The following is a 24,103-nucleotide window of genomic DNA, read 5'->3' on the forward strand; positions in this document are numbered from 1 at the left end:
CCAATCACGACCTAGTACCTTAAGCGGGCATGAGGGAGCATTTCCGGAGGGCTGGATGGCCGTTGGCGGCGATCCTCACGCTCCAGGCCCTCCTGTCGCTGCGCCTGCGCAACACCGCGTTCCAGGACGAGGCGCTCTATCTCTACGCGGGCCATATGCAACTCAGGGACCTCTTCGGCGGCCCGCCCGCGAACCTCGGGTTCGAGAACTACTTCTCCGGCTCTCCCTGGCTCTACCCCGTGCTGGCGGGGGCGGTCGACACGGTGTTCGGCCTCGCCGGCGCTCGGGCGCTCAGCCTCGCCTTCCTGCTGGGGACGACCACGCTGCTGTACGCGACCACGGCCCGGCTGTTCGGCGCCGGAGCGGGGATCGGCGCCGCCGCGCTTTTCGCGGCGACCGGTCCGGCGATCTTCCTGGGCGACCTCGCGACCCACGACGCCGCCGCGCTGTTCCTGCTGGCGCTCGCCGCGCTGACGGTCGTCCGCGCCGCCGCCACGCGGACGGTCGCCACCCTCGCCGCCGCGCCGATCCTCGCCCTGGCGAGCGCCGTCAAGTACGCCGCCGCACTCTACATTCCGACGATCTGCGTCCTGTCCGCGCTGGCGGCGGCGCCGTACGTGCTGTGGAGGCGGGCGGTCGGCCGCGCCCTGCTGCAAGCCGTGGCGACGGCACCGATCCTGTTGGGGCTGCTCTACGCGGGCGGGCTCTTCCAGGCGCTCGGCCGCACCACGACGGCCCGCCCCAGGGGCGGCGCCGACCAGCTCGCGCTGCTGTGGAAGGCGACCCAGTGGGGCGGCGCCCTGTTCCTCCTGGCGTGCGCCGGCGCGGTGCTCCTCGCAGTACGCGCCGGGAACTTCCCTGGCGCCACAAAAACCCCCGGAGCCTTCGAGCCCCCCGGGGCGGCACTGTGGATCGACCGTGCGCCCCGAGCCGCCCTCGTGCTCATGGGCGTCACGCTCTGCTGTACGGCGCTGCTCGCACCCGCGTATCACATGTACCTGCGAACCGGCGTGTCCCTGCACAAGCACGTCGGGTATGGCCTGCTGTTCGCCGCCCCGCTCGCCGGCCTGGCCGTCGCGGGGGCCGTACGGTCGCTACGCCGAGGGTGGGTGGTGGCGGTCGCCGCCTGGGCATGCGTGCTGGCGCTCGGTGTCGCCCACTCCGCGCGGTTCTTCCTGACCTGGCAGAACTCGTCGGCGCTCATCGCGGCGCTCGATCACCGGGTGCGACCGGACGGACGCTATCTGGTCGAGGTGAGCGAGGTCCCCATCTACTACTTCCTCGACCGCGCCGAACCGCGCCAGTGGACATCGACCTACTACGTGCGCTACCAGGACCGTCGGGGAAACGTCCTGAGCGGGGACGAGGGATACCGGGCGGCGATCCGCGACGGCCGCTACGACGTGATCGTCCTGAGCTGGACGGCCACCCCCGGGACGGCCGACGTGATCAGAGCCGCCGTGGAGGCGAGCCCTCGCTATCGGTCGCTGGGCGTGATCCCGTTCCGCCCGGTCCACGGACCCGGCGGTTTCCACGTCTGGGTCCGGGACCGTACGACCGGGGGCGAGAGCAAGCCGGGCGGAACGGCGGGGTGACGCCACCGGTCGCGCCGCGTTCGTCCTGGAGCGACCCGCCCCCGGCCTGCGGCCCGGGCGGTGGCGCCGCTACGGCGTCTCGTCTCCTTCGACGCGCATCACACCGGCCACCGCGCGGACGATGTCCATCTCGCGCAGGCTCTCGATCGTGGCCGAGAGAGCGGCGTCGCTGGCGCGGTGCGTCACGAGGACGAGCTGGGCGTCGTCGCCCCTGCCCTCCTGGCGGACGGTCTGGATGGACACGTCGTGCTTGGCGAAGATGTCGGCCACCCTGGCCAGGACGCCCGGCTTGTCCGCCACGTCCAGGGAGACGTGGCAGCGGGTGACGCTCTCGCCCATCGGGTGGACCCGCAGGTCGGCGTAGGTGGACTCCTCGGGACCCCGGGTGTTCGCGACGCGGTTGCGCGCCACCGCGACGATGTCGCCGAGCACCGCCGAGGCGGTGGGAGCGCCACCGGCGCCGGCGCCGTAGAACATCAGGCGGCCGGCCGACTCGGCCTCCACGAACACCGCGTTGTACGCCTCGCGGACCCCGGCGAGGGGGTGCGACCTCGGGATCATCGCGGGGTGGACGCGGACGCCCACGGAACGGCCGTCGTCGGAGCGCGCGCAGATGGCGAGCAGCTTGATGACGTAGCCCATGGCCTTGGCCGAGGCGACGTCGGCGGCGGTGATCTCGGTGATGCCCTCGCGGTGCACGTCGGCCGCGGTCACCCGGCTGTGGAAGGCGATCCCCGCGAGGATCGCCGCCTTGGCCGCCGCGTCGAAGCCCTCGACGTCGGCGGTCGGGTCGGCCTCGGCGTAGCCGAGCGCCTGGGCCTCCTCCAGAGCGTCGGTGAACGAGGCGCCGCTGGAGTCCATCTTGTCGAGGATGTAGTTGGTGGTGCCGTTGACGATGCCGAGTACCCGCTGCACCCGGTCACCGGCCATCGACTCACGGAGCGGGCGCAGCAGCGGGATGGCGCCCGCGACGCTGGCCTCGAAGTACAGGTCGGCGCCGTTCTCGCGGGCGGCGCGGTGGATGGTCGCGCCGTCCTCGGCGAGCAGCGCCTTGTTGGCGGTGACCACGGACTTGCCCGAGGCCATCGCCGCGAGGATCAGTGACCTGGCCGGCTCGATGCCGCCGATCACCTCGACGACGATGTCCACGTCGTCGCGGGTCACCAGGCTCTCGGCGTCGGTGGTGAGGAGGGCCGGGTCGATCTCGGCGTCCCGCTTACGGCCCGGCTTGCGCACCGCCACGCCGACGAGCTCCAGCGGAGCGCCCACGCGGGCGGCGAGGTCGCTCTCCTGCTCGCGGAGGAGCCGGACGACCTGCGAGCCGACGACCCCGCAGCCGAGCAACGCGATTTTCAGAGGTTTAGTCACAGTTGTCCCCTCAGGAGGTCGTCCTCGGTCTCCCGGCGCACGATGACGCGCGACTGGCCGTGGGACACCGCCACCACGGCCGGCTTGGGCAGGTAGTTGTAGTTATTGGCGAGCGAACGGCAGTAGGCCCCGGTCCCCGCCACGGCGACGAGGTCGCCGGGTGTGAGGTCGGCGGGGAACCACAGATCGCGCACGAGGATGTCACCGCTCTCGCAGTGCTTGCCGACGAGGCGGGAGAGCCTCGGCTCCGCGTCGCTCTCACGCGAGGCGAGGACGGCCGTGTAGTCGGCGCCGTACAGGGCGGTGCGGATGTTGTCGCTGATGCCGCCGTCGACGCTGACGTAGCTGCGCAGGCTCTCCACGTCCTTGACCGTGCCGACCTCGTAGAGCGTGACTCCGGCGAGCCCGGCGATGGACCGGCCCGGCTCGACGGTCAGCCGGGGCACGGGCAGACCGGCCGACTCGCACACCTTCACCACGATGTCGCGCAGGCCGTCCGCGATGATCTTTACGTCCAGGACGTCGTCGCCGTGCACGTACGGGATGCCGTAGCCGCCGCCGAGGTCGAGCTCGGGGAGGACGACGCCGTGCTCCTCCTTGATCTCGACGAGCAGGGCGGCGAGGCGGCGCGCCGCGACCTCGAACCCGGCCGTGTCGGTGATCTGCGACCCGATGTGGGAGTGCAGGCCGACCAGTTCGAGCTGGGGCAGCGCCAGGATGCGGCGGACGGCCTCGGCGGCCGCGCCGCTGCTCAGCGACAGGCCGAACTTCTGGTCGTCGTGCGCGGTGGCGATGAACTCGTGCGTGTGGGCCTCGACGCCCACGGTGACACGGATCATGACCTTGGGCCGGGTGCCGTACTTGTCCGCGAGGAACCCGAGGCGGGCGATCTCCTCGTACGAGTCGACGACGATGTGACCGACGCCGACCTCGACGGCCCGCTCCAGCTCGGCGAGCGACTTGTTGTTGCCGTGCATGGTGATGCGCTCGGGGGGGAAGCCCACGCTGAGCGCGACCGCGAGCTCACCGGCGCTGCACACGTCGAGGCCGAGGTCCTCCTGCTGGATCCAGCGGGCGACCTCCTTGCACAGGAACGCCTTGCCCGCGTAGTGGACCTCGCCGTCGTGGAACGCCGCGCGGAAGTCGCGACAGCGGGACCGGAAGTCCTCCTCGTCGACGACGTAGAGCGGCGTGCCGTACTGCGCCGCGAGATCGCGCACGTCCACGCCGCCGATCGTGATCGCGCCGTCGATCCGGCCGGACGTTCGCGTCCAGATCGCCGGGTCGAGAAGGTTCAGGTCAGCGGGAACGTACGGTGGACGTTCCTCGGGCAGCGCTTCGGCATGCCCGTCACCGGCGGAATGGGCGAATCGGCTCACCCGAACGAGGCTATCCGACCCCACCGGCACAGCGAGACGGATGACCAACTGGCGAGACACGCGACTATATGAAATGCGGAAATTCCATCGTTCCAACGAAAAATTCGTTGGAAAGCCTCGAAGATGACGGACCTCCTTTTCCGCGGCTCGGGAGCGCCCTCCCTCCCCCCGCGAGCTTCCCGACCGCCTCAGCCCCGGCCGCGGCCGCGACGGCGATCATCCGTCCGGTACGTCACCGAGGAAGGGCGGGCGAGCCGGGGCCCGACACCGTCACAACCGCTCGGGCAACTCGGGGGTGAGCACCGCGACGAGAACGGTCCGCACCGCCGTCGCCAGCCAGAGTCTGGCGGTGTGGACGCCGGTCACCGGCCGATCTCCCACGGGAACGGCCGGGGCGTGCTCATGGGCGTCGTGATAGGCGAGCGCGAGCTGCCCGGCGTACGACTCCCAGGCCGGGTCGCGACCGGCCGCGCGCGTCGGGAGCTCGGCGAGCAGCCGGAGCACCGCCCGATCGTGCGGATCGTCCAGCAGCTCGGGCCGGAACCCCTCCTCCGGGACGCCGAGGCCACGCGCCCACCGCTGTACGGCCGCCGCCCGCGCGTGCGCGTACCGGACGACGAAGCCGGGGTTGTCCCACGTACGGGGGAAGTCCGGGGCGAGAGCGGCACGCTCCCGGATCTCGGGCGGCCCCTTCCGCACGATCTCGCGGACGACCTCACCCGGACAGCCGACCGTGATCAGCAGGAAGCCGTCCGGCCGGACCCTGACCTCCTCGACGCCGCCGTGTCCGCGAAGCCGTACCGCGATCTCCTCGGCGACCTCGCGCGGCGGCCGTCCGGACGCGGTCCGGAACGCGACCGGCGAGCCGTACACCGCCTCCCGCGCCCACGAGCCCAGGGGGACGGGCGGCGCGCCGATCAGTCCGGCAAGCTGGTCAGGGGTCACCTCCGCAGCGTAGGCCGCCGGGGAGCGTCCGATGGAGCATCCGCTGGAATGCCGTTGCTCACGGCCCCCGAGCCCCCGTCAACCTGACCCGCGCCCGCGTGGGGGCAGCGGGTGGTCAGATCAGGGCGACGGGCTCCGGGGGGAAGTAGCCCTGGAGCCGGGCGGAGCCGAGCAGGCGGCCGACCGCGGACTCGCGTACGCAGACGTAGGAGTACCGGTCACCGGAGTACACCCGCACCCCGTCGGCGCGGCACTGCCGCATGAGCACCTCGTCCCATTCGTCGGAGACGTCGGCGAAACCCAGGTCGGCGAGCACCTGGCGGCGGCCGAGCAGCGTCCCTCCGCCGACCTCGGGCAGGAACCTGTGCTCCGCGCCCGGCTGGCGGAGGAGCGTGGCCCCCGACTCGGGCAGGTGCGCGTAGAACGACGCCTTCCCGACGATCTCGGCGTCGGTCGAGCCGAAGTAGCGGACGAGGTCGGACAGGTAGTGCTGGCCGTACACGTCCCGGGGGTCGACGACGGCGACGTAGTCGCCCTCGGCGAGCCGCAGCGCCCGGTCGAGCGCCGCACCGCGCGTCATCGGGACGTCCGCGACCCGGATGACGAGATCCTGCAGAACGCCCTGCGGGAGAGCCGGGCCGTCGGCCGGGTTCGCGGTGTCGCCGGTGACCCCGCCCGCGCCTCCGGCGCCGGAGGCGACCGATACGGCGGTCCTGAGCGGCGTGAGGATCTGGCGGGCGCTCTTCTCGACCAGTCCGGCGTCCACGCCCTCGGCGACGATGACGAGCTGCCCGGGTACGTGGGCCTGGCGTGCGACCTGGTCCAGGAGATGCTCCAGCTCGGCCTCGCCGTACACGGCCGCGATGACGGAGACGGTGCCGCTGTTGCGGACGTTCGGCAACCCGACCACGTCGAACACCGGGTCGAGCAGCGGGGTGACGGGAACGGTCCTGCGCCAGCCGAGATGGGCTTCGCGGTCGAGACCCCCGGCGTCCGCGAGCAGCGCCTCCGCCTGCGCGACCGTCACCTCCGGTTTGACGCCCGCGGCCAGCCGGAGCACGGGCGTGGCGCAGGCGGCGATCTCGGCGATGGCGCGCGCGTCCGCGTCGGCCACGGCGACGACCAGCCCGGCCCGGCGATACGCGGTCAGGACGTCGTCATAGGACGTCTTGTCGTCGTCCTGGCCGGGCAGCGGCTGCCAGGCGCGCCCGCCGTGGAAGGACTCCGCGCCCTGCGGCTGCGGAGGGCCTCCGGCGGGGGCGGCACCGGCCCCCGCCGGAGTCTGAGCGGCGCCCGCCGGAACCTGGGCCGCGTCCGCGTCGGGCGCCTCGGCCGGCCGCGCGGGCGCGGGGAGGGCCACCGCGCCCAGCGTGAAGACCTCGGACGTACGGCCGCCGACGGCCGGGATCGGATTGTGCACACGCGGCTGGACGGCAAGCGGCAGGATGCCGACCCTGTCGTGGCGCAGGGCGGCCTTCCATTCCCGGGCACGGGCCTCGGTCGTCGTCAGGACGTACTCGAAGTGCTCCGCCGCCGGGACCGCGCGCGAGATGGGGCCGCCGGAGTGCCAGAAGACGGTCTTGACGCCGCGCTTGCGACAGGCCTCCACGAGATCCCGCAGCGCCCGCGACTCTCCGGCCAGGGCCTCCAGCCAGCGGCCGCCGTTGCCCTGCCGGGGGCCGGGCCGTACGGACTCGACGAAGAGCAGGTGCGGCTGGTGCTGGTCGAGCATCGCGGCCCAGTTCTCCGGGCCGAAGTTCGTCACCTGCCGCCACTCGTAGCGCAGCAGCGCCTCGGTCTGCCGGTCCACGATCGCGGCGACGGTGAGGTACGGCCTGGCCAGCGGCCCCTTGGGCACCTCGAAGCCCTCGGCCATGGGAGCGGAGACCCGCGGCGCGTTCGGATCGGGCACGGCGGCGGTCGCCGGGGCCTCGGAGACCTCGGGAAGCTCCGGCTTGAAGTCCGAGCGCTTGGGCGCGGGCCGCTTCTTCACCGGCTCCTTCAGGGTCTTGGCGACCGTGCCGGGATTCTTGGTGTGCAGCGCGTCCCCCAGCTTGAGCCAGCGGCTGTCCTGCACCGACACGAGCTTCCAGTTGGCGACCTCGGTCTGGTAGCGCTGCTCGGCCAGGTGCTTGGCGAGCTGGGTGTTCTGCCGTTCGGCCGTCCTCGCCCGGACCTCCGCCTCCCGCATCCGCGTCAGAGCCTCGGCCTCCGAGCGCGCCGCCTCGTCGAGCCGCCGCTGGTAGTCGGTGAGCAGCCGGGCCAGCTCCGCCGCCCCGGCGGCCTCCTCGACGGCCTGCGCCAACGCGCGCTTGACGCTCTCGAGGTCGCTCGTCTCGCTCATGGGTCACTCCGCGGTAGTCCGAAAAGGCGCAAGCCACAATATTCGCAGATCACCCAGATCGATCTCCGCTCCTCGAAGCGCACCGAAACCGCCGGCGCCGCTCGCCCCGGCGCATCCGGTGATCCACCCGCTCAGTGCGGAGATCGCCGGGCCCGCGTGACGGGTGGCGGCGTCGCGGGTTTCGCGCGTCGTCTGTTGGGGGCGCGGATCCGTAGACTCTCCGGTCGAGGTAGAAGGAGGGCGAACCGGTGCGCAAAGGTGAGTGGCCGCGATACCAGGCCAGGCCGTACGTGTGTGGTGCCATCGGGCCCTTCGACCCGGCCAGGCTGGACGTGCTCGCCCGCTCCGGCCCCGGCGTCCGCGTCGTGCACCGCGCCCAGGAGGCGGCACTCCTCAGCTCGGCTCCCATCACGCCGTACGGCCCGCGGACCACGGCGGGAGACGGCCCTCGGGACGGCGCGGGAGACGGCCTCGGAGGCGGCCGGGAACGCGCGGTCGCGGGCGTGTCCGGCCCGGCGGCCTTCGCCTGGGGCGGGCGGGGGGCGTTCGCGGGCGCGCCGTCCGGGACGGGTGCGCGTCCTGGCTGGCTGACCGTCGCCGAGACCTACGAGACGCCCGGCCTCATCGACGAGCCGGACGACGTGACCCTGCACACCGGGGCGTTCGGCCTGGACGACGTCTACTACCTGACCGACGGGGACGCGATCTACTTCGCGGGTCTCATCGAGCCCCTGCTGGCCCTGGCGCGCACGCCGTACGAGGTGAACTGGGACGCCTGGGCCGCGATCCTGAAGCTGACCTATCCACTGCTGGAGGACACTCCGTACCGGCAGATCAAGCGGTTGCCCGGCTCCTCCGCGCTGATCTGGTCCCGGAAGGACCGGCGGGCGCGCGTGGACCGGGCGGCCCCGCGCTGGGTGCGCGAGGAGCCGTTCGACCGGGGCGTGACGGGCGGCGACCTGGTCGCGCTGCTGCACGACGCGTTGAAGCCGTACGACAGCGTCCTGGTGCCGGTGAGCGGCGGGTACGACTCGCGGCTCCTGGCCAGCATCGCGGTGGCCAGGAAGATGGACGTCGAATCGTGGACGACCAGTCCGGACGACGGGCTGGACAACGACATCGACTTCGCCCGGTACATCACCCGCGAGCTGGGCCTTCCGCACCGGATCGTCCCGCAATATCCGGAAAAATACCCGGAAGAGGCACTGTGGGCGGCGCGACGGCTGGAGTACCTCACCAGCCACCACGCCTGGTACTCCCCGTTCGCCCGCGAGGTCCACCGTGCGGGGAGGCCCGTGGTGGACGGCCTGGCCGGCGGACCGCTGATGAAGAACTTCCTCATCACCGCCGACGCCGTGGACGCCGGGACCGGCGCCTCCCGCCGCGAGGCGCTCCTGGCCGCGCTGGCGACCGGCGAGCCGCACCTGCCCGTGCTCGGCGAGTCCGCCCTGGCCTGGATGGACGACCGGGTCCGTACGGCCTTCGCGCGGGCGACGTCGATGCTGCACGGCCACCGCTCCGAGTTGCCGCTGAGCGTGCTGCACACGCGCACCGCCCGGGGCATCGCCCGTTCGCCGGTCAACCTGGTGGGTCCCGAGGCCACGCCGGTGTTCCCGTTCCTGCACCCGGAGTTCTTCGACGCGGCGCTCTCGGTGCCGGTGACCCGCAAGGAGGGCGGCAGGTTCTACCGGGAGATCCTGAAGGCGGCCGATCCCAAGGTGGCGGCGCTGCCGTCCACGAACGGCGCGCTCCCCCACCGCCGGGTGCCGCTGCGTTCGAACGGCCCGGTCGCCCGCGAGTGGAACCACCGCATGCTGCTGCGGGCCGCGACCGTCCCCGGCCTGATGTCGCCCCAGATGCTGGAGGTCGTCTCCCAGGGGCCCGACGCGCTGGCGTCGTTCGGCTCGTGGAACTCGCGGTTCTGGCTGCGCGGCCTGGTGTTGTTCGGGGCGTGGCTGAGCGACTACGAGGACGTCCTCGGCGATCTCACTCCCCCGTGGTCCCCGCGGGGCTGAGGCAGGCGCTCGGGCCCGATCACCCGGCATGACCGTCCCCGCTCCGCACAAGTCGGATCGGCGACGGTGAGGTAGCTGTGCGCGACCGCGCGGCAACAGGCGAAAAGCACTTGTCAGGACCGAGTAACGACTCCTTGTCAGAGCCGGGTGGGTGGTAGTTTCTTGTTATGTATATGGCATGAGCTGGCATACAGCTGCGGAGTGTGACCAGGCCACCCCACCCCTTCCCTCATCAAGCGAGACCAGATGAACGCTGCTTCGCCATGCCCGGAATCCGTTTCCGAGGCTGCCGGCGATCTCACCTCGGAGATCACGGCGCCCAGCAACCTCATCCCGGCTTCAGAGCCGACTGCCGAGACCGCGAGCGACGGCGCCCCCGTGCCCGCTCGCGGGACCTCCAGTCATGGCACCCTCATGCCGACTTCCGAGATCGCGCGCGATCTCATGCCGACTTCTGAGATCGCGCGTCATGGCGATCTCATGCCGACTTCTGAGATCGCTGACGACTTCACCTCCCAGGACCCCCACTGGTACAAGCGGGCGGTCTTCTACGAGGTGCTGGTACGCGGTTTCAAGGACTCGAACGGCGATGGCACCGGCGACCTGCGCGGGCTCATCGAGAAGATGGACTACCTCAAGTGGCTGGGCATCGACTGCCTGTGGCTGCTGCCGTTGTACGAGTCGCCGCTGCGCGACGGCGGATACGACATCTCCGACTACCTGAAGATCCTTCCGGAGTTCGGTGACCTCAGCGACTTCATCCAGATGATCGAGGCGGCCCACGAACGCGGCCTTCGTGTCATCACGGACCTGGTCATGAACCACACCAGCGACAAGCATCCGTGGTTCCAGGCGTCCCGGCACGACCCGGAGGGGCCGTTCGGCGACTTCTACGTCTGGACGGACGACCCGACACAGTATCCCGACGCCCCGATCATCTTCATCGGCGCCGAGGAGTCCAACTGGACCTACGACCCGGTCCGCGGGCAGTACTACTGGCACCGGTTCTTCCACCACCAGCCGGACCTCAACTACGACAACCCGGACGTGCAGGAGGCCATGCTGGAGGTCCTGCGCTTCTGGCTCGACCTCGGCGTCGACGGGTTCCGGCTGGACGCCGTGCCGTACCTCTTCGAAAGAGAGGGCACCTCCTGCTCCGGGCTGCCCGAGACACACGAGTACCTCAGGCGGGTACGCGCCGAGGTGGACCGGCTCTACCCCGACCGGGTGCTGCTGGCCGAGGCGAACGGCTGGCCGGAGGACGTGGTCGAATACTTCGGCGACCCCACGGCCGGGGGCGACGAGTGCCACATGGCCTTCCACTTCCCGCTCATGCCGCGCATCTTCATGGCCGTGCGCAGGGAGAACCGGGAGCCCATCTCGGAGATCATGTCGCGCACGCCGAAGCTCCCGGAGAGCGCCCAGTGGGGCATCTTCCTCCGCAACCACGACGAGCTGACGCTCGAGACGGTCACCGAGGAGGAGCGCGACTACATGCACGCCGAGTACGCCAAGGACCCGCGGATGCGGGCCTACCTCGGCATCCGGCGCCGCCTGGCCCCGCTCCTGGAGAACGACAGGGACCAGATCGAGCTGTTCACCGCGCTGCTGCTCAGCATGCCGGGCTCGCCGGTCATGTACTACGGCGACGAGATCGGCATGGGCGACAACATCTGGCTGGAGGACCGCGACTCGGTCCGCACACCGATGCAGTGGAGCCCGGACCGCAACGCCGGGTTCTCCCAGGCCGACCCCGGCCGGCTGTACCTCCCCGTCGTGATGGACCCGATCTACGGGTACCAGTCGGTCAACGTCGAGGCCCAGCTGAAGAGTGAGTCGTCGCTGCTCCACTTCACCCGCCGCATGCTGCAGATCAGGCGGGAGCACCCGGTGTTCGGCACCGGCGAGTACATCGAGCTGTGGTCGCCGAACCCCAGCGTGCTGGCCTTCCTCCGCGAGGAGGGCGACGACCGGATGTTGTGTGTCAACAACCTGTCCAAGCATCCCCAGCCGGTCGAGCTCGACCTGCGCAGGTTCACCGGGATGACCCCGGTCGAATGCCGGGGCGGCGTCCCGTTCCCCGTCATCGGCGAACTGCCGTACCTGCTGACCCTCCCGGGTCACGGCTTCTACTGGTTCTCGATCCGCCCCTGAGCGGCCCCGGCACGGCGCCCGCCGGACCGCCTGCGGTCAGCGGGCGCTGTGCGGCACCCGGGCGCGTGCCGCCCGGCGTGCCGGGATCAGCGTGACGAGAAGTGACGCGCCTACCGCGACCAGCACGGAGGCGACGAGCATCCCCGGGGTGGGGGCGCGGCCGATCCCCGCCCCGACCCCGCTCTCCCGGCCCTCCAGGTCGATCAGGGCCGTCGACAGGGACGCCCCCGCGACGGTGCCGATGACCACCCCGGAGACGGCCAGCAGACCTGTGCCGGTCACCAGCGTCGCCATGACCTGGCGCGGGGTGAGCCCCATCGCCTTGAGCACCGCCAGGTCCGGCGCGTGGTCGCGCAGGCCGAGCGCGCTCGCGGTCAGCAGGTTCGCCAGGCCGATCAGGGCGAGCACGACGACCAGCGCGACGATGATCAGCCGGATGATCGACAGCCGGTCGGCCGGGTTCACCGCCTGGGCGACCTCCAGCGCCCTGTCATGGAGCCGGTCCCGCACCTCCGCGGGGTCGGCCCCCGGCCGCAGCACGAGGCTGTAGAACTGCGGCGGCTCCGCGTCCTTGGCCGCCAGGCTGTCGAGACCGAACGACAGCACCTCGCCGTCCTGCTCGGGCTCCACGACCCTGCCGACGATCCTGACGATCAGCGGGGTGCCGCCGATCGTCATCCGTACCCGGTCGCCGACGTGCACGCCGAGGAGGTCGAGCAGCCCCTGCCCGGCCACCGCCTCGCCCCGGTCCCGGAAGATCCGGCCCTCCACGACGGGGAACGGATAGGGATCGGCCGACAGGCCGAGCGCGCGGGTGCGTACCGTCCTGGTCTGCCACGGCACGAGCGCGTCCAGCTCGGCGCCGGGATACAACGCCGCCACGTCCGGGTCGGCCGCGGCCCGCCCGCGCGCCTCGTCCGCGCTCAGGTCGCCCGGGCGTACGGTCAACGCCGCCGCCTGGCCGACCCGCTCCGGATGGCGGATGAACTCGTCGAGCGTCGCCCATGAGCCGAGCCCGATGGAGATCATCATCATCGGGATGGCCACCCCCGACACCGTGAGCAGCGCGTGCGCCCTGCGGGTGAACGCGTCACGCGCGCCGAGCACCAGCGCGGGCGGCAGCCGTACGAGCAGGGCGACCCTGGCCAGGCGGGACAGGTGACCGCGCGGAGGCGCGGCGGGCGTGGCGGGGATCGGCGGCGTCCGCCCGCCCCGCCAGGCGGGCAGCCAGACCGAGCCCAGCACCACCAGACCGGTGCCGAGGGCGATCGCCGCGAACGGCCCGGACGACAGCGGGACGACCACGGTGTCCGGCAGCGCGTACGCGGTGATCAGGCGGCCGGCGACCAGCCCGACCACGATCCCGAACACGCCCAGGACGCCGTGCTCCGCGACCAGCGTGCGGGTCACCTGGCCCCGGGTGAACCCGAGCGACTTGAGGGTGGCGATGTCGCGCACCTGGCCGAGCACGCGGCCGCCGGTGGCGTTGGCCAGGGCGAGGGCCGCGGCGACCAGTCCCGCCACGCCGAACAGGGCGAGCAGCAGGCCGAGCAGCCGGTTGTCGAGCTCCATGGAGGCCCGGACCTCGCGCCACGTGGACACGCGCTGCACCTGGTTGTCGAGCGCGGTCACGGCCCGCTGCACCACGAGGTCGGTGTCGTCGGGGTCGGCGAGCCGCAGCCCGATCACCGTCTCCGTACGGCCGGACGCCGGCTCGACCACGTTGAGCGTCCCCGCCAGGGTCCAGACCAGCCCGGGGGCCCAGTCGGGATAGAAGCCCTGGTCGCCGCTCTCCGCCACGCCGGCCACGATCAGCGTGTGGGAGGCGCCGTTCAGGCCGGTGACCGGGAACGGGCTGCCCGGCCGCAGCCCGAGCGCCCGCGCGAACGACCGCTCGACCACGACCGCGTCCGGGTCGCGTACGTCGAGCCAGCGCCCCTCACGCAGCAGCGGGCGCGCGACGGCCTGGAACGCGGCGGGGGTCTCCTGCAGCGCGATGGGCACCTTTCGGCCGTGGCCGGTCAGGGTCGCCGGCGCGCTGCGGTACGGCCCGGCGATGTCCGCGACGCCGTCGAGCCCTTGCAGGGAGACGACGTCGGGGGTGTCCTTGGTGTGGATCCAGATGTGCGCGCCGTGCCCCCGGGTGAACAGGCCGCGCCAGGGGTTCGTGCCGTCTTCGAGCAGGGTGGCCGCGGTGACGAGCGCGGTGACGATCCCGGCGACCGTGAGGATCGTGAGCAACGCCTGCCCCCGGCGGGCCCGCAGGTCGGCGCGGATCCATCGCAGCTCGGCCCGCACGGATCAGCCCCGCAGCTCGACGACGTCGCCGACCGTGCCCAACGGGCGGCGACGCGTCTTGGGCAGGGCTCCGTCGTCGACGATCTGGCCGTCGAGGAGGCTGACGACCCGGTCGGCCATGCTGGCCACCCGCGCGTCGTGCGTGACGAGGACGATCGTCTGGCCCTTCCTGTGCACGTCGGACAGCAGGCGGAGCACGTCCTTGGTGTTGCGGCTGTCCAGGTTGCCGGTCGGCTCGTCGGCGAGGAGCAGCCGGGGCTGGTTGGCCAGCGCGCGGGCCAGCGCGACCCGCTGCTGCTCGCCTCCTGAGAGCTGTGCGGGAGCGGCGGCGGCACGCTCGGTGAGCCCCAGTTCACCGAGCAGGTATTCACGCCGCTCCCGAGCCTGCCGGGGCGACACCCCGCCCAGCAGCGCGGGCAGTTCCACGTTGTCGGCCACGGTCATGTTGGCGACCAGGTTGAAGAACTGGAAGACGAAGCCGACCTTCTGCCGCCTGAGCAGGGCCCATCCGCTCTCCGACAGCGTGTCGGCGCGGGTGCCGTCGATCCAGATCTCCCCGCTCGTACGGACGTCGAGCCCGCCGAGCATGTGGACGAGGGTCGACTTGCCCGAGCCCGACGGGCCCATGATGGCCACGAACTCGCCGCTCTCGACCCGCATGTCGATCCCGCGTACGGCCGGAACCGGCACTCCCCCCGACTGGTAGATCTTCACGAGGTTGATCGCTTTGATCGCGGGGGCGTCGGTCACGACCGGCCCCTCTCGGACGCCGGTGCGTGGCGGGGTTCGGGGGGTGTGGGGGGCATCAGGGAAGTTCCTCCTGGCAGCGTTCCAACCAGTCGAGGTCCGCCTGCAGATGGAGCATGGCGCCCTCGATCAGCAGCAGAGCCACCCGATTCCCCTGATCGGTTTGCTCGGCGAGTTCGTTGAGATCTCTCATCAGGGAGAGATAGTGGCGGCGCTGGCGGTTCACCAGCGCCATCCGGTCGGCGATCCCGGTCAGCGGGGCGAGCACGAGCTTCATGAAGAACTCGTCCCGGACCCGCGGCCCCTCCGTGGGCTCGTCGACCCAGTTCTCGAGTGCCTCACGGCCGGTGGCCGTGAGGTAGTAGACCTTCTTGTTCGGCCGGTTCGACTGCTCGACGTCCACGGCGCGGACGTAGCCGTCCTTCTCCAGACGTCCGAGCGTGACGTAGATCTGTCCGATGTTGGGCGACGGATACGCGCTCCCGAACGTCTTCTCGAGAGCGTGCTTCAGTTCGTAGCCATGGGCAGGTTCCTTCGCGAGGAGCGCCAGCAGCGGCAGCCGCACGCGCACACCTCCCAGAGCGTAGTGACCGGAACGTTATCGAGCGGACTGGGTACACCCGTTGACGCCCACATTATCGCTATGCATAACATGCATGCACCTACCTAACACGTATGTAACTCGGACTTAATGTGGAGGTCACGTCGTGTTCCGCCGAGGCTGCCTGCTCCTGGCCACCCTGCTCCTGGCAGGTTGCTCAGGGTTCGGCGGCGATCCCGGTGAGGAGCCGGGCAGCGGGACCGGCGGCACCGGCCCCATCACGCTCGTCATCGGACGGGACACGACGGCGTACCTTCGCCCGTTGCTCGACCGATGGAACCAGACCCACCCCGCCGAACGGGTGACGCTGCTCGAACTGCCGGAGGCGGCCGACGAGCAGCGCGCCCAGATGGTGGCCAACCTGCAGGCGCACAGCGACCGCTACGACGTGCTCGGGTTGGACGTGGTCTGGACGGCGGAGTTCGCCGACGCCGGCTGGATCGTCCCGCTGGACCGCAACCTGTTCCCCCTGAACAAGCTGCTGCCTCCGGTCGTGGACACCGCGGTCTACCGGGATCGGCTGTGGGCCGTGCCGTACACGAGCAACGCCGGGCTTCTCTACTACCGGTCCGACATCCTCAAGAAGGAGCACCTCAAGCCGCCCACGACCTGGGCGGAGCTCCGCGATCAGGCACTTCGCCTAGGCAAGAAATACGACATAGGCGGATACGCGGGCCAGTTCCTCCCATACGAGGGGCTGACCGTGAACTTCGCGGAGGCGGTCCACTCGGCCGGCGGCACGATCCTCGGGCCGGACGCGCGGACCGTGACCATGAACCCCGACACCACCCGGACCGCGCTCGGTTTCCTGGTCGGCGGCATCAAGGAGGGCTGGATCCCCCAGGAGGCGCTCGCCTACAAGGAGGAGGAGTCCCGGCTCGCCTTCCAGGAGGGCGAGCTGCTGTTCGCCCGCAACTGGCCGCACGCGTACGGCCCGGCCACCCACTCCGCGGTGGCCGGCAAGTTCCAGGTGACCCGGCTACCCGGCCTGAACGGCCCGGGGTCCAGCACGCTGGGCGGGCAGAACCTCGCCATCAGCGCATATTCGAAGCGGCAGAAGTCCGCACTCGACTTCATCCGCTACTTCACCGGACCGGACAACGAGCGGCTCGTCCTCACCGAGGGGTCCTTCCCCCCGGTGTGGGCCGACCTCTACGACGATCCGGAACTGATCAAGCGGTTCCCGTACCTGCCCGCGCTCAAGGAGGCGATCCTCTCCGCGCGGCCACGTCCGGTCACCGCGAACTACAACCAGGTCAGCCTGGTCATCTCCAGCGCCGTTTCCAGTGCGCTCAACCTCGGCAAACCCGTCGATGAGACCGTCACCGAGCTGAAACAGCAGCTCGGCGAGGTCATCCAGACTGGAGGATAGACAATGCGGAAACTCCCCCCGGTGCTCGCCGTCCTCGCCCTCGCTGCGGCCGCGTGCAGCAGCAACTCCGCGTCCGACACACCCGCCGCCGACGGCAGCGCCTCCGCCACGGCGGCGGCGGCCAAGCCCCTCGCCGGTGTCGCCATCGAGATCGCCGCGAAGTGGACCGGCGACGAGCAGGCCAGCTTCGAGAAGGTCCTCAGGGCGTTCGAGGAGAAGACGGGCGCCAAGGTCACCTACGCCTCCACGGGTGAGGACACCGGCGCCTACCTCGGCCCGCGCATCCAGGGCGGCAACCCGCCGGACGTCGCGATCCTGCCGCAGCCCGGCCTCGTGCAGCAGTACGCCGACCAGAACGCGCTCAAGCCGCTGTCCTCGGAGGTTCTGGCGCAGATCGACCAGAACTACACGCCGTACTGGAAGGAGCTCGGCTCCGCGAGCGGCCAGGTGTACGGCGTGCTCGTGAAGGCGGCGCACAAGTCCCTGATCTGGTACCGCCAGGGGGCCTTCGACGACGCGGGCGCCCAGGAGGCCGCGAGCTGGGACGACCTGATCGGCAAGACCGCGCAGACCCTGGCCGACTCCGGCACCGCGCCGTTCGCGCTGTGCGCCGCCTCCGGCTGGACGCTCACCGACCTGTTCGAGAACGTCTACCTGTCGTCGGCCGGCCCGGAGAACTACGACAAGCTGGCCAAGCACGAGATCCCGTGGACGGACCCGTCGGTCACCACCGCGCTGGAGAAGATTGCCCAGATCTTCGGCAAGAAGGACTTCATGCTCGGCGGCTCGTCCGGCGCGCTGCAGACCGACTTCCCGACCTGCGTCACCCAGGTGTACGGCCAGAAGAAGGCCGCGATGGTCATCGAGGCCGACTTCGTCGCCGCCTCGGTCGGCCAGTCGGGCGCCAAGGTCGGCGAGGAGGCGAAGATCATGCCGTTCCCGAAGGCCGGGGACACCGAGCCGGTCGTGCTCGGCGGCGACGTCGGTGTCGTGATGAAGGACTCCAAGGGCGCGCAGGCGCTGCTGGAGTTCCTCGCCTCCAAGGAGGGCGGCGAGGTCTGGGCGAAGGAGCCCGGCTACCTGTCGCCCAACCGCAACGTCTCGCCGGACAACTACCCGACCGAGCTGACCAAGAAGCTCGCGCAGACGATCATCTCCGCGGGTGAGGCGGTCCGGTACGACATGTCCGACCTCGCGCCCAGCGCCTTCGGCGGCACCGACGGCAAGGGCGAGTGGAAGCACCTGCAGGACTTCCTGCGGGACCCCAAGGACATCAAGGGCATCCAGGAGAAGCTGGAAGCGGACGCCGCCAAGGCCTACACGAAGTAAGGGGAAAAGGCCGTGACCGAACGGTTGGACGGCCAGCAGGCTCCCGGCGGCGACCTCGCCGCCGGGGCCTCCCCCGGCCCGACAGAGACCGAACCCCAGACGACGCGGCCACCGACCGCCGGCAAGGCGGCGATGCGGCTGGGTCCGTCCCCCAAGATGGCGGTGCTCTTCCTGCTTCCGGCGCTCGTGCTGCTGGCAGCCTGGGTGATCTACCCCATCGTCTACTCGATCCTGCGCAGCCTGTACGACGCGGCAGGGGACCGATTCGTCGGCCTGGAGAACTACGCCGCGATCTTCACCGACGCGAGCACGCTCACCACGATCAGGAACAACATCATCTGGGTCGTCGTGGCCCCGCTGATCGTGACCGTGCTCGGCCTGATCTTCGCGGTGCTGACCGAGCGCATCCGCTGGGCGACCGCGTTCAAGCTCGTCCTGTTCATGCCGATGGCGGTCTCGCTGCTCGCCGCCGGCGTCATCTTCCGGCTCGTCTACGAGCAGGACCCCGACAAGGGCGTGGCCAACGCCGTGATCACCACGGTGCACGACACCTTCAGCAGCAGCCAGGGCTATCCCGGCGCCCGGCCGCGCGAGAACGACCAGTCGCCCGTGGTGGTGAAGGACGGCGACGTCGTGACGAGGCAGCCGGCCCAGCCCGGCCAGCAGGTGCTGATCCCGCTCGTCGGCCTCAACCAGGACGCCGTCGCCGGCGCGGCGCCCGCCAAGGCCGCCGGCTCCGGCGGTCTCAGCGGCACGGTCTGGCTCGACGTCGTACGCGGAGGCGGCGGCACGGTCAACCAGATCGACGGCGTCGAGAAGGGCCTGGCCGGGATCACGGTGGAGGCGGTCGCGAACGGACAGGTCAAGGCCACCACCGAGACCTCCGCCGACGGCACCTTCTACTTCTCCGGGCTGGCGTCCGGTTCCTACGACATACGGCTCCCGCAGTCGAACTTCGAGGCGCCGTTCAACGGCCTGAGCTGGCTCGGCCCCACCCTGATCACGCCGGCGATCATCGGCGCGTACATCTGGGTGTGGGCGGGATTCGCGATGGTGCTGATCGCGGCCGGGCTCTCGGCGATCCCGCGTGACGCGCTGGAGGCGGCCCGCATCGACGGGGCCACCGAATGGCAGGTGTTCCGGCGGATCACCGTGCCGCTGCTCGCGCCGGTCCTGCTCGTCGTCTTCGTCACGATGGTCATCAACGTGTTGAAGGTGTTCGACCTGGTGTTCATCATCGCGCCGGGCTCGGTGCAACCGCAGGCGAACGTGATCGCGCTGGAGATGTGGCGCGTGTCGTTCGGCGGCGGCGGCAACCAGGGCATGGGTAGCGCCCTGGCCATCTTCCTGCTGGTCCTGGTGCTGCCGTTCATGATCTTCAACATCCGGCGGTTCAGGAGGGACGAGCGATGACAACCCTGACCGAGCCGAGGCACGCGCGCGCGATCGAGCGCGGCCTGATCGGGCGCGTCGTCGACCGGATCGGCGGCGGCCTGGTCCAGGTCGTCCTGATCCTCATCGCGATGTTCTGGCTGGTCCCCACGCTCGGGCTGCTGGTGGTCTCGCTTCGCGGCGAGAAGGAGAACAACTCCACCGGCTGGTGGACCCTCTTCACCAAGCCCGCCCAGATCACGTTCGAGAACTACGGCAACCTGCTGGCGTCCGGGTTCACGTCGTCGTTCTGGAACACCGTGATGATCACCGTGCCCGCGACGCTGCTGGTGATCGGGATCGCGGCCATGGCGGCGTACGCGTTCGCCTGGATCGAGTTCCCCGGCAGGGACGCCGTGTTCCTCCTGGTCATCGCCCTGCTGGTGGTGCCGATCCAGATCGCCCTGATCCCCATCGCCAAGATGTACGGGGCGCTGGACATCTTCGGCTCGATCGCCGGCGTGGTGCTGTTCCACGTGGCGTTCGGCCTGCCGTTCGCGATCTTCCTGCTCCGCAACTTCTTCGTGGGCATCCCCCGGGAACTGCTGGAGGCGGCGCGGATGGACGGCGCGCCGGAATGGCGGATCTTCGCGACCGTGGTGTTCCCGCTGGCCAAGCCCGCGATCGCGTCCCTCGGGATCTTCCAGTTCCTGTGGGTGTGGAACGACCTGCTGGTGGCCCTGGTTTTCGCCGACACCGCGAACCAGCCGATGACCAAGGCCCTACAGTCTCAGATGCGGCAGTTCGGCACCAACGTCGACATCCTCGCTCCCGGGGCCTTCCTGTCGCTGATCATCCCGCTGGTGCTCTTCTTCGCCTTCCAGCGGTACTTCGTCCAGGGCCTGCTCGCGGGGTCGGTGAAGTAGCGACCAGTCGGTCCGGACGGCCTACGGAGCCCGGACGCGTGCCTCTCGGGGGAGGGCACGCGTCCGGGTCCGCCGCACGACGACACATGCGTGGACCACCGCGTGCGGACACGAACGCGTGAGAACACCCACGTGCTGACACGAACCGCGAAGGCATGGATGACTGGGTCGACAGGGGTGACTCAGGAGCCATGGGCGCGAATCGACGCCAGCGCGAGCAGACACCAGCGCGAGCAGACACCAGCGCGAGCAGACACCAGCGCGAGCAGACACGAGCTCCGGGGGGCACGGGTCCCACCCGTCGTGGGAGGGCAGGAGGCTGAGCCGGCTTTGCGTTGTCGCGACACTTCAGCCTTGATCCCGAAAAGCCGATAGGCTTCCCGACCATGTCAGGGCGTCCCTTAAACGAAGTCATGGAAGCCGGATGGGCCACGGCCCTCGAACCGGTCGCCGAGCGGATCAGCGCCATGGGCGACTTCCTCCGGCAGGAAATTGCCGAAGACCGGCAGTATCTCCCCTCCGGGGCCAACGTGCTCCGCGCGTTCCAGCAGCCTCTGGACGAGGTACGGGTGCTGATCGTCGGCCAGGACCCCTATCCGACGCCCGGCCATCCGATCGGCCTGAGCTTCTCCGTCGCCGCGGATGTCCGCCCGCTGCCCGGCAGCCTGGTGAACATCTACAAGGAGTACATGGCCGACCTCGGCCACCCGCAGCCGAGCAACGGCGACCTCACGCCGTGGACCGAGCAGGGCGTGCTGCTTCTCAACAGGGTGCTGACCGTGATGCCCGGCAAGCCCGCCTCGCACCGGGGCAAGGGCTGGGAGCAGGTCACCGAACGCGCCATCACCGCACTCGTCGAGCGCGGCGGCCCGCTCGTGGCCATCCTGTGGGGCCGCGACGCCCGGAACCTGCGGCCCATGCTCGGGCAGGTGCCGTGCATCGAGTCGGCACACCCGAGTCCCCTGTCGGCCCGCAGCGGCTTCTTCGGCTCCCGCCCGTTCAGCCGCGCCAACGAGCTCCTCGAACAGCAGGGCGCCGCCCCTGTCGAGTGGAAGCTCCCCTGACCTCAGCCACTAGGATCAACCACCATGAGCGATGAAACGGATACCGGACGCTACCTCCGTCTGACGGTCGACCTTGTCGTCGAGGTCCAGGATGTGAAGGCGTTGCAGGCGGCGGCCCTGGCGGAGATCCGCCATCCGGACGCCGAGCTGGACGATGACGAGCGCCAGGAGCAGATCGAGCTGGTCAACGCGGACGACACCGGCGCCGCGGCCCTCCAGTGGCTGATCGAGCCCGATCACGTCCTCGGCCTGGTCGAGCACGTCAGCGATGTGGAGCCGCGCGAGGCGATGCTCGGCGTCGAGCCGTCGGACGGCATCCTTGAGGACGAGGATGAGCATGACCACGACGATCACGACCACGCGCACTGAAAACCCCGGCAGGTAGGGACCTCCCCGACCACCGGTGAACGTGACGGGCCGTCCTCGACAGGCGGCCCGTTCCGATTTTCCGCGTTTCTCCGGTGGTCCCTCACGGTCCCTGCCATCGGCCGCCGACCACCATGAGGTGCGGTCGTGGGACGCCGGTTCATGGAGCGGTGCCGCGTTCACACCGGAGCGATCAGGCTTCGAGGAGGCGCTGCCGATGGTCGGCCAGGGCCTCGCGCTCCCGCGCCAGCTCGCCGCAGCGGGCGGTGATCTCGTCGACCGTGCCTTCGGCCCATTGGGCCATCTGCTGGATCTCCCGGCCGGTATTCATGATCTTCCGATGCTTGTAAATATCGACGATCACATTGTCGAAGATCATGTCGGCGAACCAGCGGGTGTCCACCCGCGGAAGCTGGGGACTCGTCTCCACACCGATGTCCGCCAGTTCCCGAGAGAACGCGTCGAGCGCGCGCTGCGCCTCCCATGCCGCCTCGTCCGCCCTCATGAGCTGACCATGCTCGATCATGTCGGCGATGGCCCCTCCGCCGAGCACGTCCCAGGTGGACGCTCCGCGCGCTCCGCCAAGAGACCGCAGGACCCTCGCGATGGCATGGCCCACAGCCATGCCCGCCCGCCGCGCCTCTTCGTATTCGCGCAGTTCGGCATCGACGTCGGCGAGCCGGACGGCGACTCTCTCGAACTCCCGTCCTCGCGGGTCATCGGACTCGATGAGCATCCGCTCCTTGCGGGCGAGCAGTGTGCCGAGCTCGCCCGGGGCCGTGGCCACCTCGGCCAGACTCGCGTCGATCGACCGGAGGTCCGCGGTCAGCCACTCCAGCCGGGTGCGCTGGCCGTGGACGCGTTGCCGTACGGCTTCCGCCTCGGCGCGCTCTTTGACGAGCCGATCCTCTTTCGTGCCGAAGAGAGAAGCGAAGAAGCCACCCTGCTCCAACCTGACGACATCCCGATCTTCCTTGGCGAGCTGCTGTTCCAGCTCGGCCAGAAGCACCCCGACCTCGCTCATCTGCCCAGTGAGCGTGATGCGCTGCCGGGTCAGCCGCTCCCGGCGGCGAGCCCGCTCCTTGGCCTCACGAATTTTTTCATCAAGAGCATCAAAGGAGGTCATATTCGACAAGACGAACGATCAACATGCGACGTTCCCCGGCTTATTCACCATCTCGCCCGAAATCCGGCTTTCATTCCATTCCTTATCTCGGCCCGCTACGCGATCCCGACTCCTGCGCCGCGCGCGAATCCTCCGCCTGCCCAAGCGGCCGCCCATCCGCTGCGAGCGGGGAACGATCTCTCAGGCGGCGAGCAGTCCGGGGGTGCGGCAGAGCCAGTCGTTGAGCGTGCCGGCGAAGCCGGCCGGCGGACTGACGCTGAGACACGTGGTGTCGGCCGTGCGGCTGCCGATGCGGACACGGAAGGGCTCTCGACCGAGATCAGGGGCACCGGAGACCACCGCGAGCTCGGGGCCGCCGATCCACAGATGCTCGCCGATCGTGCGGCAACTCGCCTCGGGGCTTCCGGCCGTCCACGCGAGATGCCCGGCGAGCAGGCGTTGCGCGACCGTGCGGAGCACGGAGACGGTGCACAGGCTGTGCGCGCAGGCGGCCCCCTCCAACATCACCTCCGGCAGGCCGAACCTCCGGAGGCCACGCGTCGCGATCGTGAGGCAGGTGCAGGCGTCGGTCGCGGCGGGATCCCATGGCGGGCAGGAGCTGTCGGCGCCGACCTCGGTGGTCCAGCCGAGCCAGTCGTCTCCGAGCTGGAACTCCTGAGGCTCCTCCTGGCACCCCGTGCAGTGCGGGACGATCGCCCCGGTGAGCTGATCGACGATCACCCCACGACAGGCGTCGGCCACACCGCGCGCCACCGCCCTGGCGACCTGCGCGGCCTCGGGTTGCTCGGTGACCGGCGCGGTGCTGGTGACCACGACATGATGGCGAGCCCTGCGCACGGCCTCGCGGCCCTCGTCCCCGACGGCCATCCGTCGCCAGGGTGACTGCGCGGCCCGGAACACCTGAAGCTCCAACCGCGACGTGCCCACCGCCTGCGCGGCGGCCCGCCTGTGGGACCCGCTCATCCGCCACGGGACGACCGAGTCCAGGTCGACCGGTCGGCGGTCGACCGCGACGACGAACACCGAGGTGGTCTCGGCCGGCACGGAATAGGTGATCTTCATGGGTCCTCCTGTCGGTCGCTGGAGACCCCAGCTTGCGCGCG

The 24,103-nt window shown here is 70.5% G+C and carries 18 protein-coding genes; 9 read left to right on the forward strand and 9 right to left on the reverse strand.

What is annotated here, in order from left to right:
- Positions 1 to 29: 29 nt before the first annotated feature.
- Complete coding sequence (locus IMZ11_RS00555; RefSeq protein ID WP_228636732.1) at positions 30 to 1,595, forward strand: glycosyltransferase family 39 protein; 1,566 nt, start codon at positions 30 to 32, stop codon at positions 1,593 to 1,595.
- A 69-nt stretch (positions 1,596 to 1,664) separates the two neighbouring features.
- Here the strand turns inward: IMZ11_RS00555 and IMZ11_RS00560 are convergent, their stop codons facing one another.
- From IMZ11_RS00560 to IMZ11_RS00575, 4 genes are all read right to left on the reverse strand, one after another.
- On the reverse strand, positions 1,665 to 2,945 hold the full coding sequence (locus IMZ11_RS00560; protein ID WP_374461900.1) for a homoserine dehydrogenase: 1,281 nt from the start codon (positions 2,943 to 2,945) through the stop codon (positions 1,665 to 1,667).
- A gap of 14 nt (positions 2,946 to 2,959) precedes the next feature.
- Entirely contained in the window at positions 2,960 to 4,342 is a 1,383-nt protein-coding gene (lysA, locus tag IMZ11_RS00565; protein WP_228636734.1) for a diaminopimelate decarboxylase, read from the reverse strand.
- Positions 4,343 to 4,612: 270 nt separating this feature from the next.
- Positions 4,613 to 5,287 (reverse strand): DALR anticodon-binding domain-containing protein, encoded by a 675-nt coding sequence (locus IMZ11_RS00570; RefSeq protein ID WP_228636735.1) that lies wholly within the window; start codon positions 5,285 to 5,287, stop codon positions 4,613 to 4,615.
- A gap of 115 nt (positions 5,288 to 5,402) precedes the next feature.
- On the reverse strand, positions 5,403 to 7,631 hold the full coding sequence (locus IMZ11_RS00575) for a hypothetical protein (RefSeq protein ID WP_228636736.1): 2,229 nt from the start codon (positions 7,629 to 7,631) through the stop codon (positions 5,403 to 5,405).
- A 248-nt stretch (positions 7,632 to 7,879) separates the two neighbouring features.
- Here IMZ11_RS00575 and IMZ11_RS00580 point away from each other — a divergent pair, with 248 nt between their 5' ends.
- Together IMZ11_RS00580 and treS are read left to right on the forward strand one after the other, a co-directional pair.
- Positions 7,880 to 9,646, forward strand: coding sequence for an asparagine synthetase B family protein (locus tag IMZ11_RS00580; RefSeq protein WP_228636737.1), 1,767 nt, complete (start codon positions 7,880 to 7,882; stop codon positions 9,644 to 9,646).
- Between the two features lie 480 nt (positions 9,647 to 10,126).
- Entirely contained in the window at positions 10,127 to 11,800 is a 1,674-nt protein-coding gene (gene treS, locus IMZ11_RS00585; protein ID WP_228636738.1) for a maltose alpha-D-glucosyltransferase, read from the forward strand.
- Positions 11,801 to 11,836: 36 nt separating this feature from the next.
- Here treS and IMZ11_RS00590 read toward each other — a convergent pair whose 3' ends face one another.
- The 3 genes from IMZ11_RS00590 to IMZ11_RS00600 are packed head-to-tail and all read right to left on the reverse strand — an operon-like array spanning position 11,837 to position 15,410.
- Positions 11,837 to 14,098 (reverse strand): FtsX-like permease family protein, encoded by a 2,262-nt coding sequence (locus IMZ11_RS00590; protein ID WP_228636739.1) that lies wholly within the window; start codon positions 14,096 to 14,098, stop codon positions 11,837 to 11,839.
- A 3-nt stretch (positions 14,099 to 14,101) separates the two neighbouring features.
- Positions 14,102 to 14,848: an ABC transporter ATP-binding protein gene (locus IMZ11_RS00595; protein ID WP_228636740.1), complete on the reverse strand. Its 747-nt coding sequence runs from the start codon at positions 14,846 to 14,848 to the stop codon at positions 14,102 to 14,104.
- A 55-nt stretch (positions 14,849 to 14,903) separates the two neighbouring features.
- A complete protein-coding gene (locus IMZ11_RS00600; RefSeq protein WP_228636741.1) occupies positions 14,904 to 15,410 on the reverse strand; it encodes a PadR family transcriptional regulator in 507 nt (168 codons plus the stop codon).
- Positions 15,411 to 15,552: 142 nt separating this feature from the next.
- On the opposite strand from IMZ11_RS00600, the gene IMZ11_RS00605 reads away from it, so the two are divergent.
- The 6 genes from IMZ11_RS00605 (at position 15,553) to IMZ11_RS00630 (ending at position 21,877) form a co-directional block, all read left to right on the forward strand.
- Positions 15,553 to 16,818, forward strand: a complete 1,266-nt coding sequence (locus IMZ11_RS00605; RefSeq protein WP_228636742.1) for an ABC transporter substrate-binding protein — start codon at positions 15,553 to 15,555, stop codon at positions 16,816 to 16,818.
- A 3-nt stretch (positions 16,819 to 16,821) separates the two neighbouring features.
- Positions 16,822 to 18,147 (forward strand): ABC transporter substrate-binding protein, encoded by a 1,326-nt coding sequence (locus tag IMZ11_RS00610; protein WP_228636743.1) that lies wholly within the window; start codon positions 16,822 to 16,824, stop codon positions 18,145 to 18,147.
- 12 nt (positions 18,148 to 18,159) lie between these two features.
- Positions 18,160 to 19,560 (forward strand): ABC transporter permease subunit, encoded by a 1,401-nt coding sequence (locus IMZ11_RS00615; protein ID WP_228636744.1) that lies wholly within the window; start codon positions 18,160 to 18,162, stop codon positions 19,558 to 19,560.
- Entirely contained in the window at positions 19,557 to 20,444 is an 888-nt protein-coding gene (locus IMZ11_RS00620; protein ID WP_228636745.1) for a carbohydrate ABC transporter permease, read from the forward strand. Before IMZ11_RS00615 ends, IMZ11_RS00620 begins: the two co-directional genes overlap by 4 nt.
- Positions 20,445 to 20,830: 386 nt before the next feature.
- The gene (locus IMZ11_RS00625) at positions 20,831 to 21,508 is read left to right on the forward strand and encodes a uracil-DNA glycosylase (RefSeq protein WP_228636746.1); all 678 of its coding nucleotides are present in this window, start codon (positions 20,831 to 20,833) and stop codon (positions 21,506 to 21,508) included.
- Between the two features lie 24 nt (positions 21,509 to 21,532).
- Entirely contained in the window at positions 21,533 to 21,877 is a 345-nt protein-coding gene (locus IMZ11_RS00630) for a hypothetical protein (protein WP_061254926.1), read from the forward strand.
- 190 nt (positions 21,878 to 22,067) lie between these two features.
- Here the strand turns inward: IMZ11_RS00630 and IMZ11_RS00635 are convergent, their stop codons facing one another.
- Together IMZ11_RS00635 and IMZ11_RS00640 are read right to left on the reverse strand one after the other, a co-directional pair.
- Complete coding sequence (locus IMZ11_RS00635; RefSeq protein ID WP_228636747.1) at positions 22,068 to 23,000, reverse strand: hypothetical protein; 933 nt, start codon at positions 22,998 to 23,000, stop codon at positions 22,068 to 22,070.
- 180 nt (positions 23,001 to 23,180) lie between these two features.
- Positions 23,181 to 24,062 carry a hypothetical protein gene (locus IMZ11_RS00640; protein WP_228636748.1) on the reverse strand — a complete coding sequence of 294 codons (882 nt, stop codon included), beginning with the start codon at positions 24,060 to 24,062 and terminating at the stop codon, positions 23,181 to 23,183.
- Positions 24,063 to 24,103: the final 41 nt, after the last annotated feature.

The organism is Microtetraspora sp. AC03309 (genome assembly GCF_020826795.1).
Classification (GTDB): domain Bacteria; phylum Actinomycetota; class Actinomycetes; order Streptosporangiales; family Streptosporangiaceae; genus Microtetraspora; species Microtetraspora glauca.

Excerpts from the sequence above, each read along its gene's own strand:
- IMZ11_RS00555 (WP_228636732.1), top strand. The coding sequence starts at position 30 with ATGAGGGAGCATTTCCGGAGGGCTGGATGGCCGTTGGCGGCGATCCTC.
- IMZ11_RS00575 (WP_228636736.1), bottom strand. The coding sequence starts at position 7,631 with ATGAGCGAGACGAGCGACCTCGAGAGCGTCAAGCGCGCGTTGGCGCAG.
- treS (WP_228636738.1), top strand. The coding sequence starts at position 10,127 with ATGCCGACTTCTGAGATCGCTGACGACTTCACCTCCCAGGACCCCCAC.
- IMZ11_RS00610 (WP_228636743.1), top strand. The coding sequence starts at position 16,822 with ATGCGGAAACTCCCCCCGGTGCTCGCCGTCCTCGCCCTCGCTGCGGCC.
- IMZ11_RS00620 (WP_228636745.1), top strand. The coding sequence starts at position 19,557 with ATGACAACCCTGACCGAGCCGAGGCACGCGCGCGCGATCGAGCGCGGC.
- IMZ11_RS00625 (WP_228636746.1), top strand. The coding sequence starts at position 20,831 with ATGTCAGGGCGTCCCTTAAACGAAGTCATGGAAGCCGGATGGGCCACG.
- IMZ11_RS00630 (WP_061254926.1), top strand. The coding sequence starts at position 21,533 with ATGAGCGATGAAACGGATACCGGACGCTACCTCCGTCTGACGGTCGAC.
- IMZ11_RS00635 (WP_228636747.1), bottom strand. The coding sequence starts at position 23,000 with ATGACCTCCTTTGATGCTCTTGATGAAAAAATTCGTGAGGCCAAGGAG.
- IMZ11_RS00640 (WP_228636748.1), bottom strand. The coding sequence starts at position 24,062 with ATGAAGATCACCTATTCCGTGCCGGCCGAGACCACCTCGGTGTTCGTC.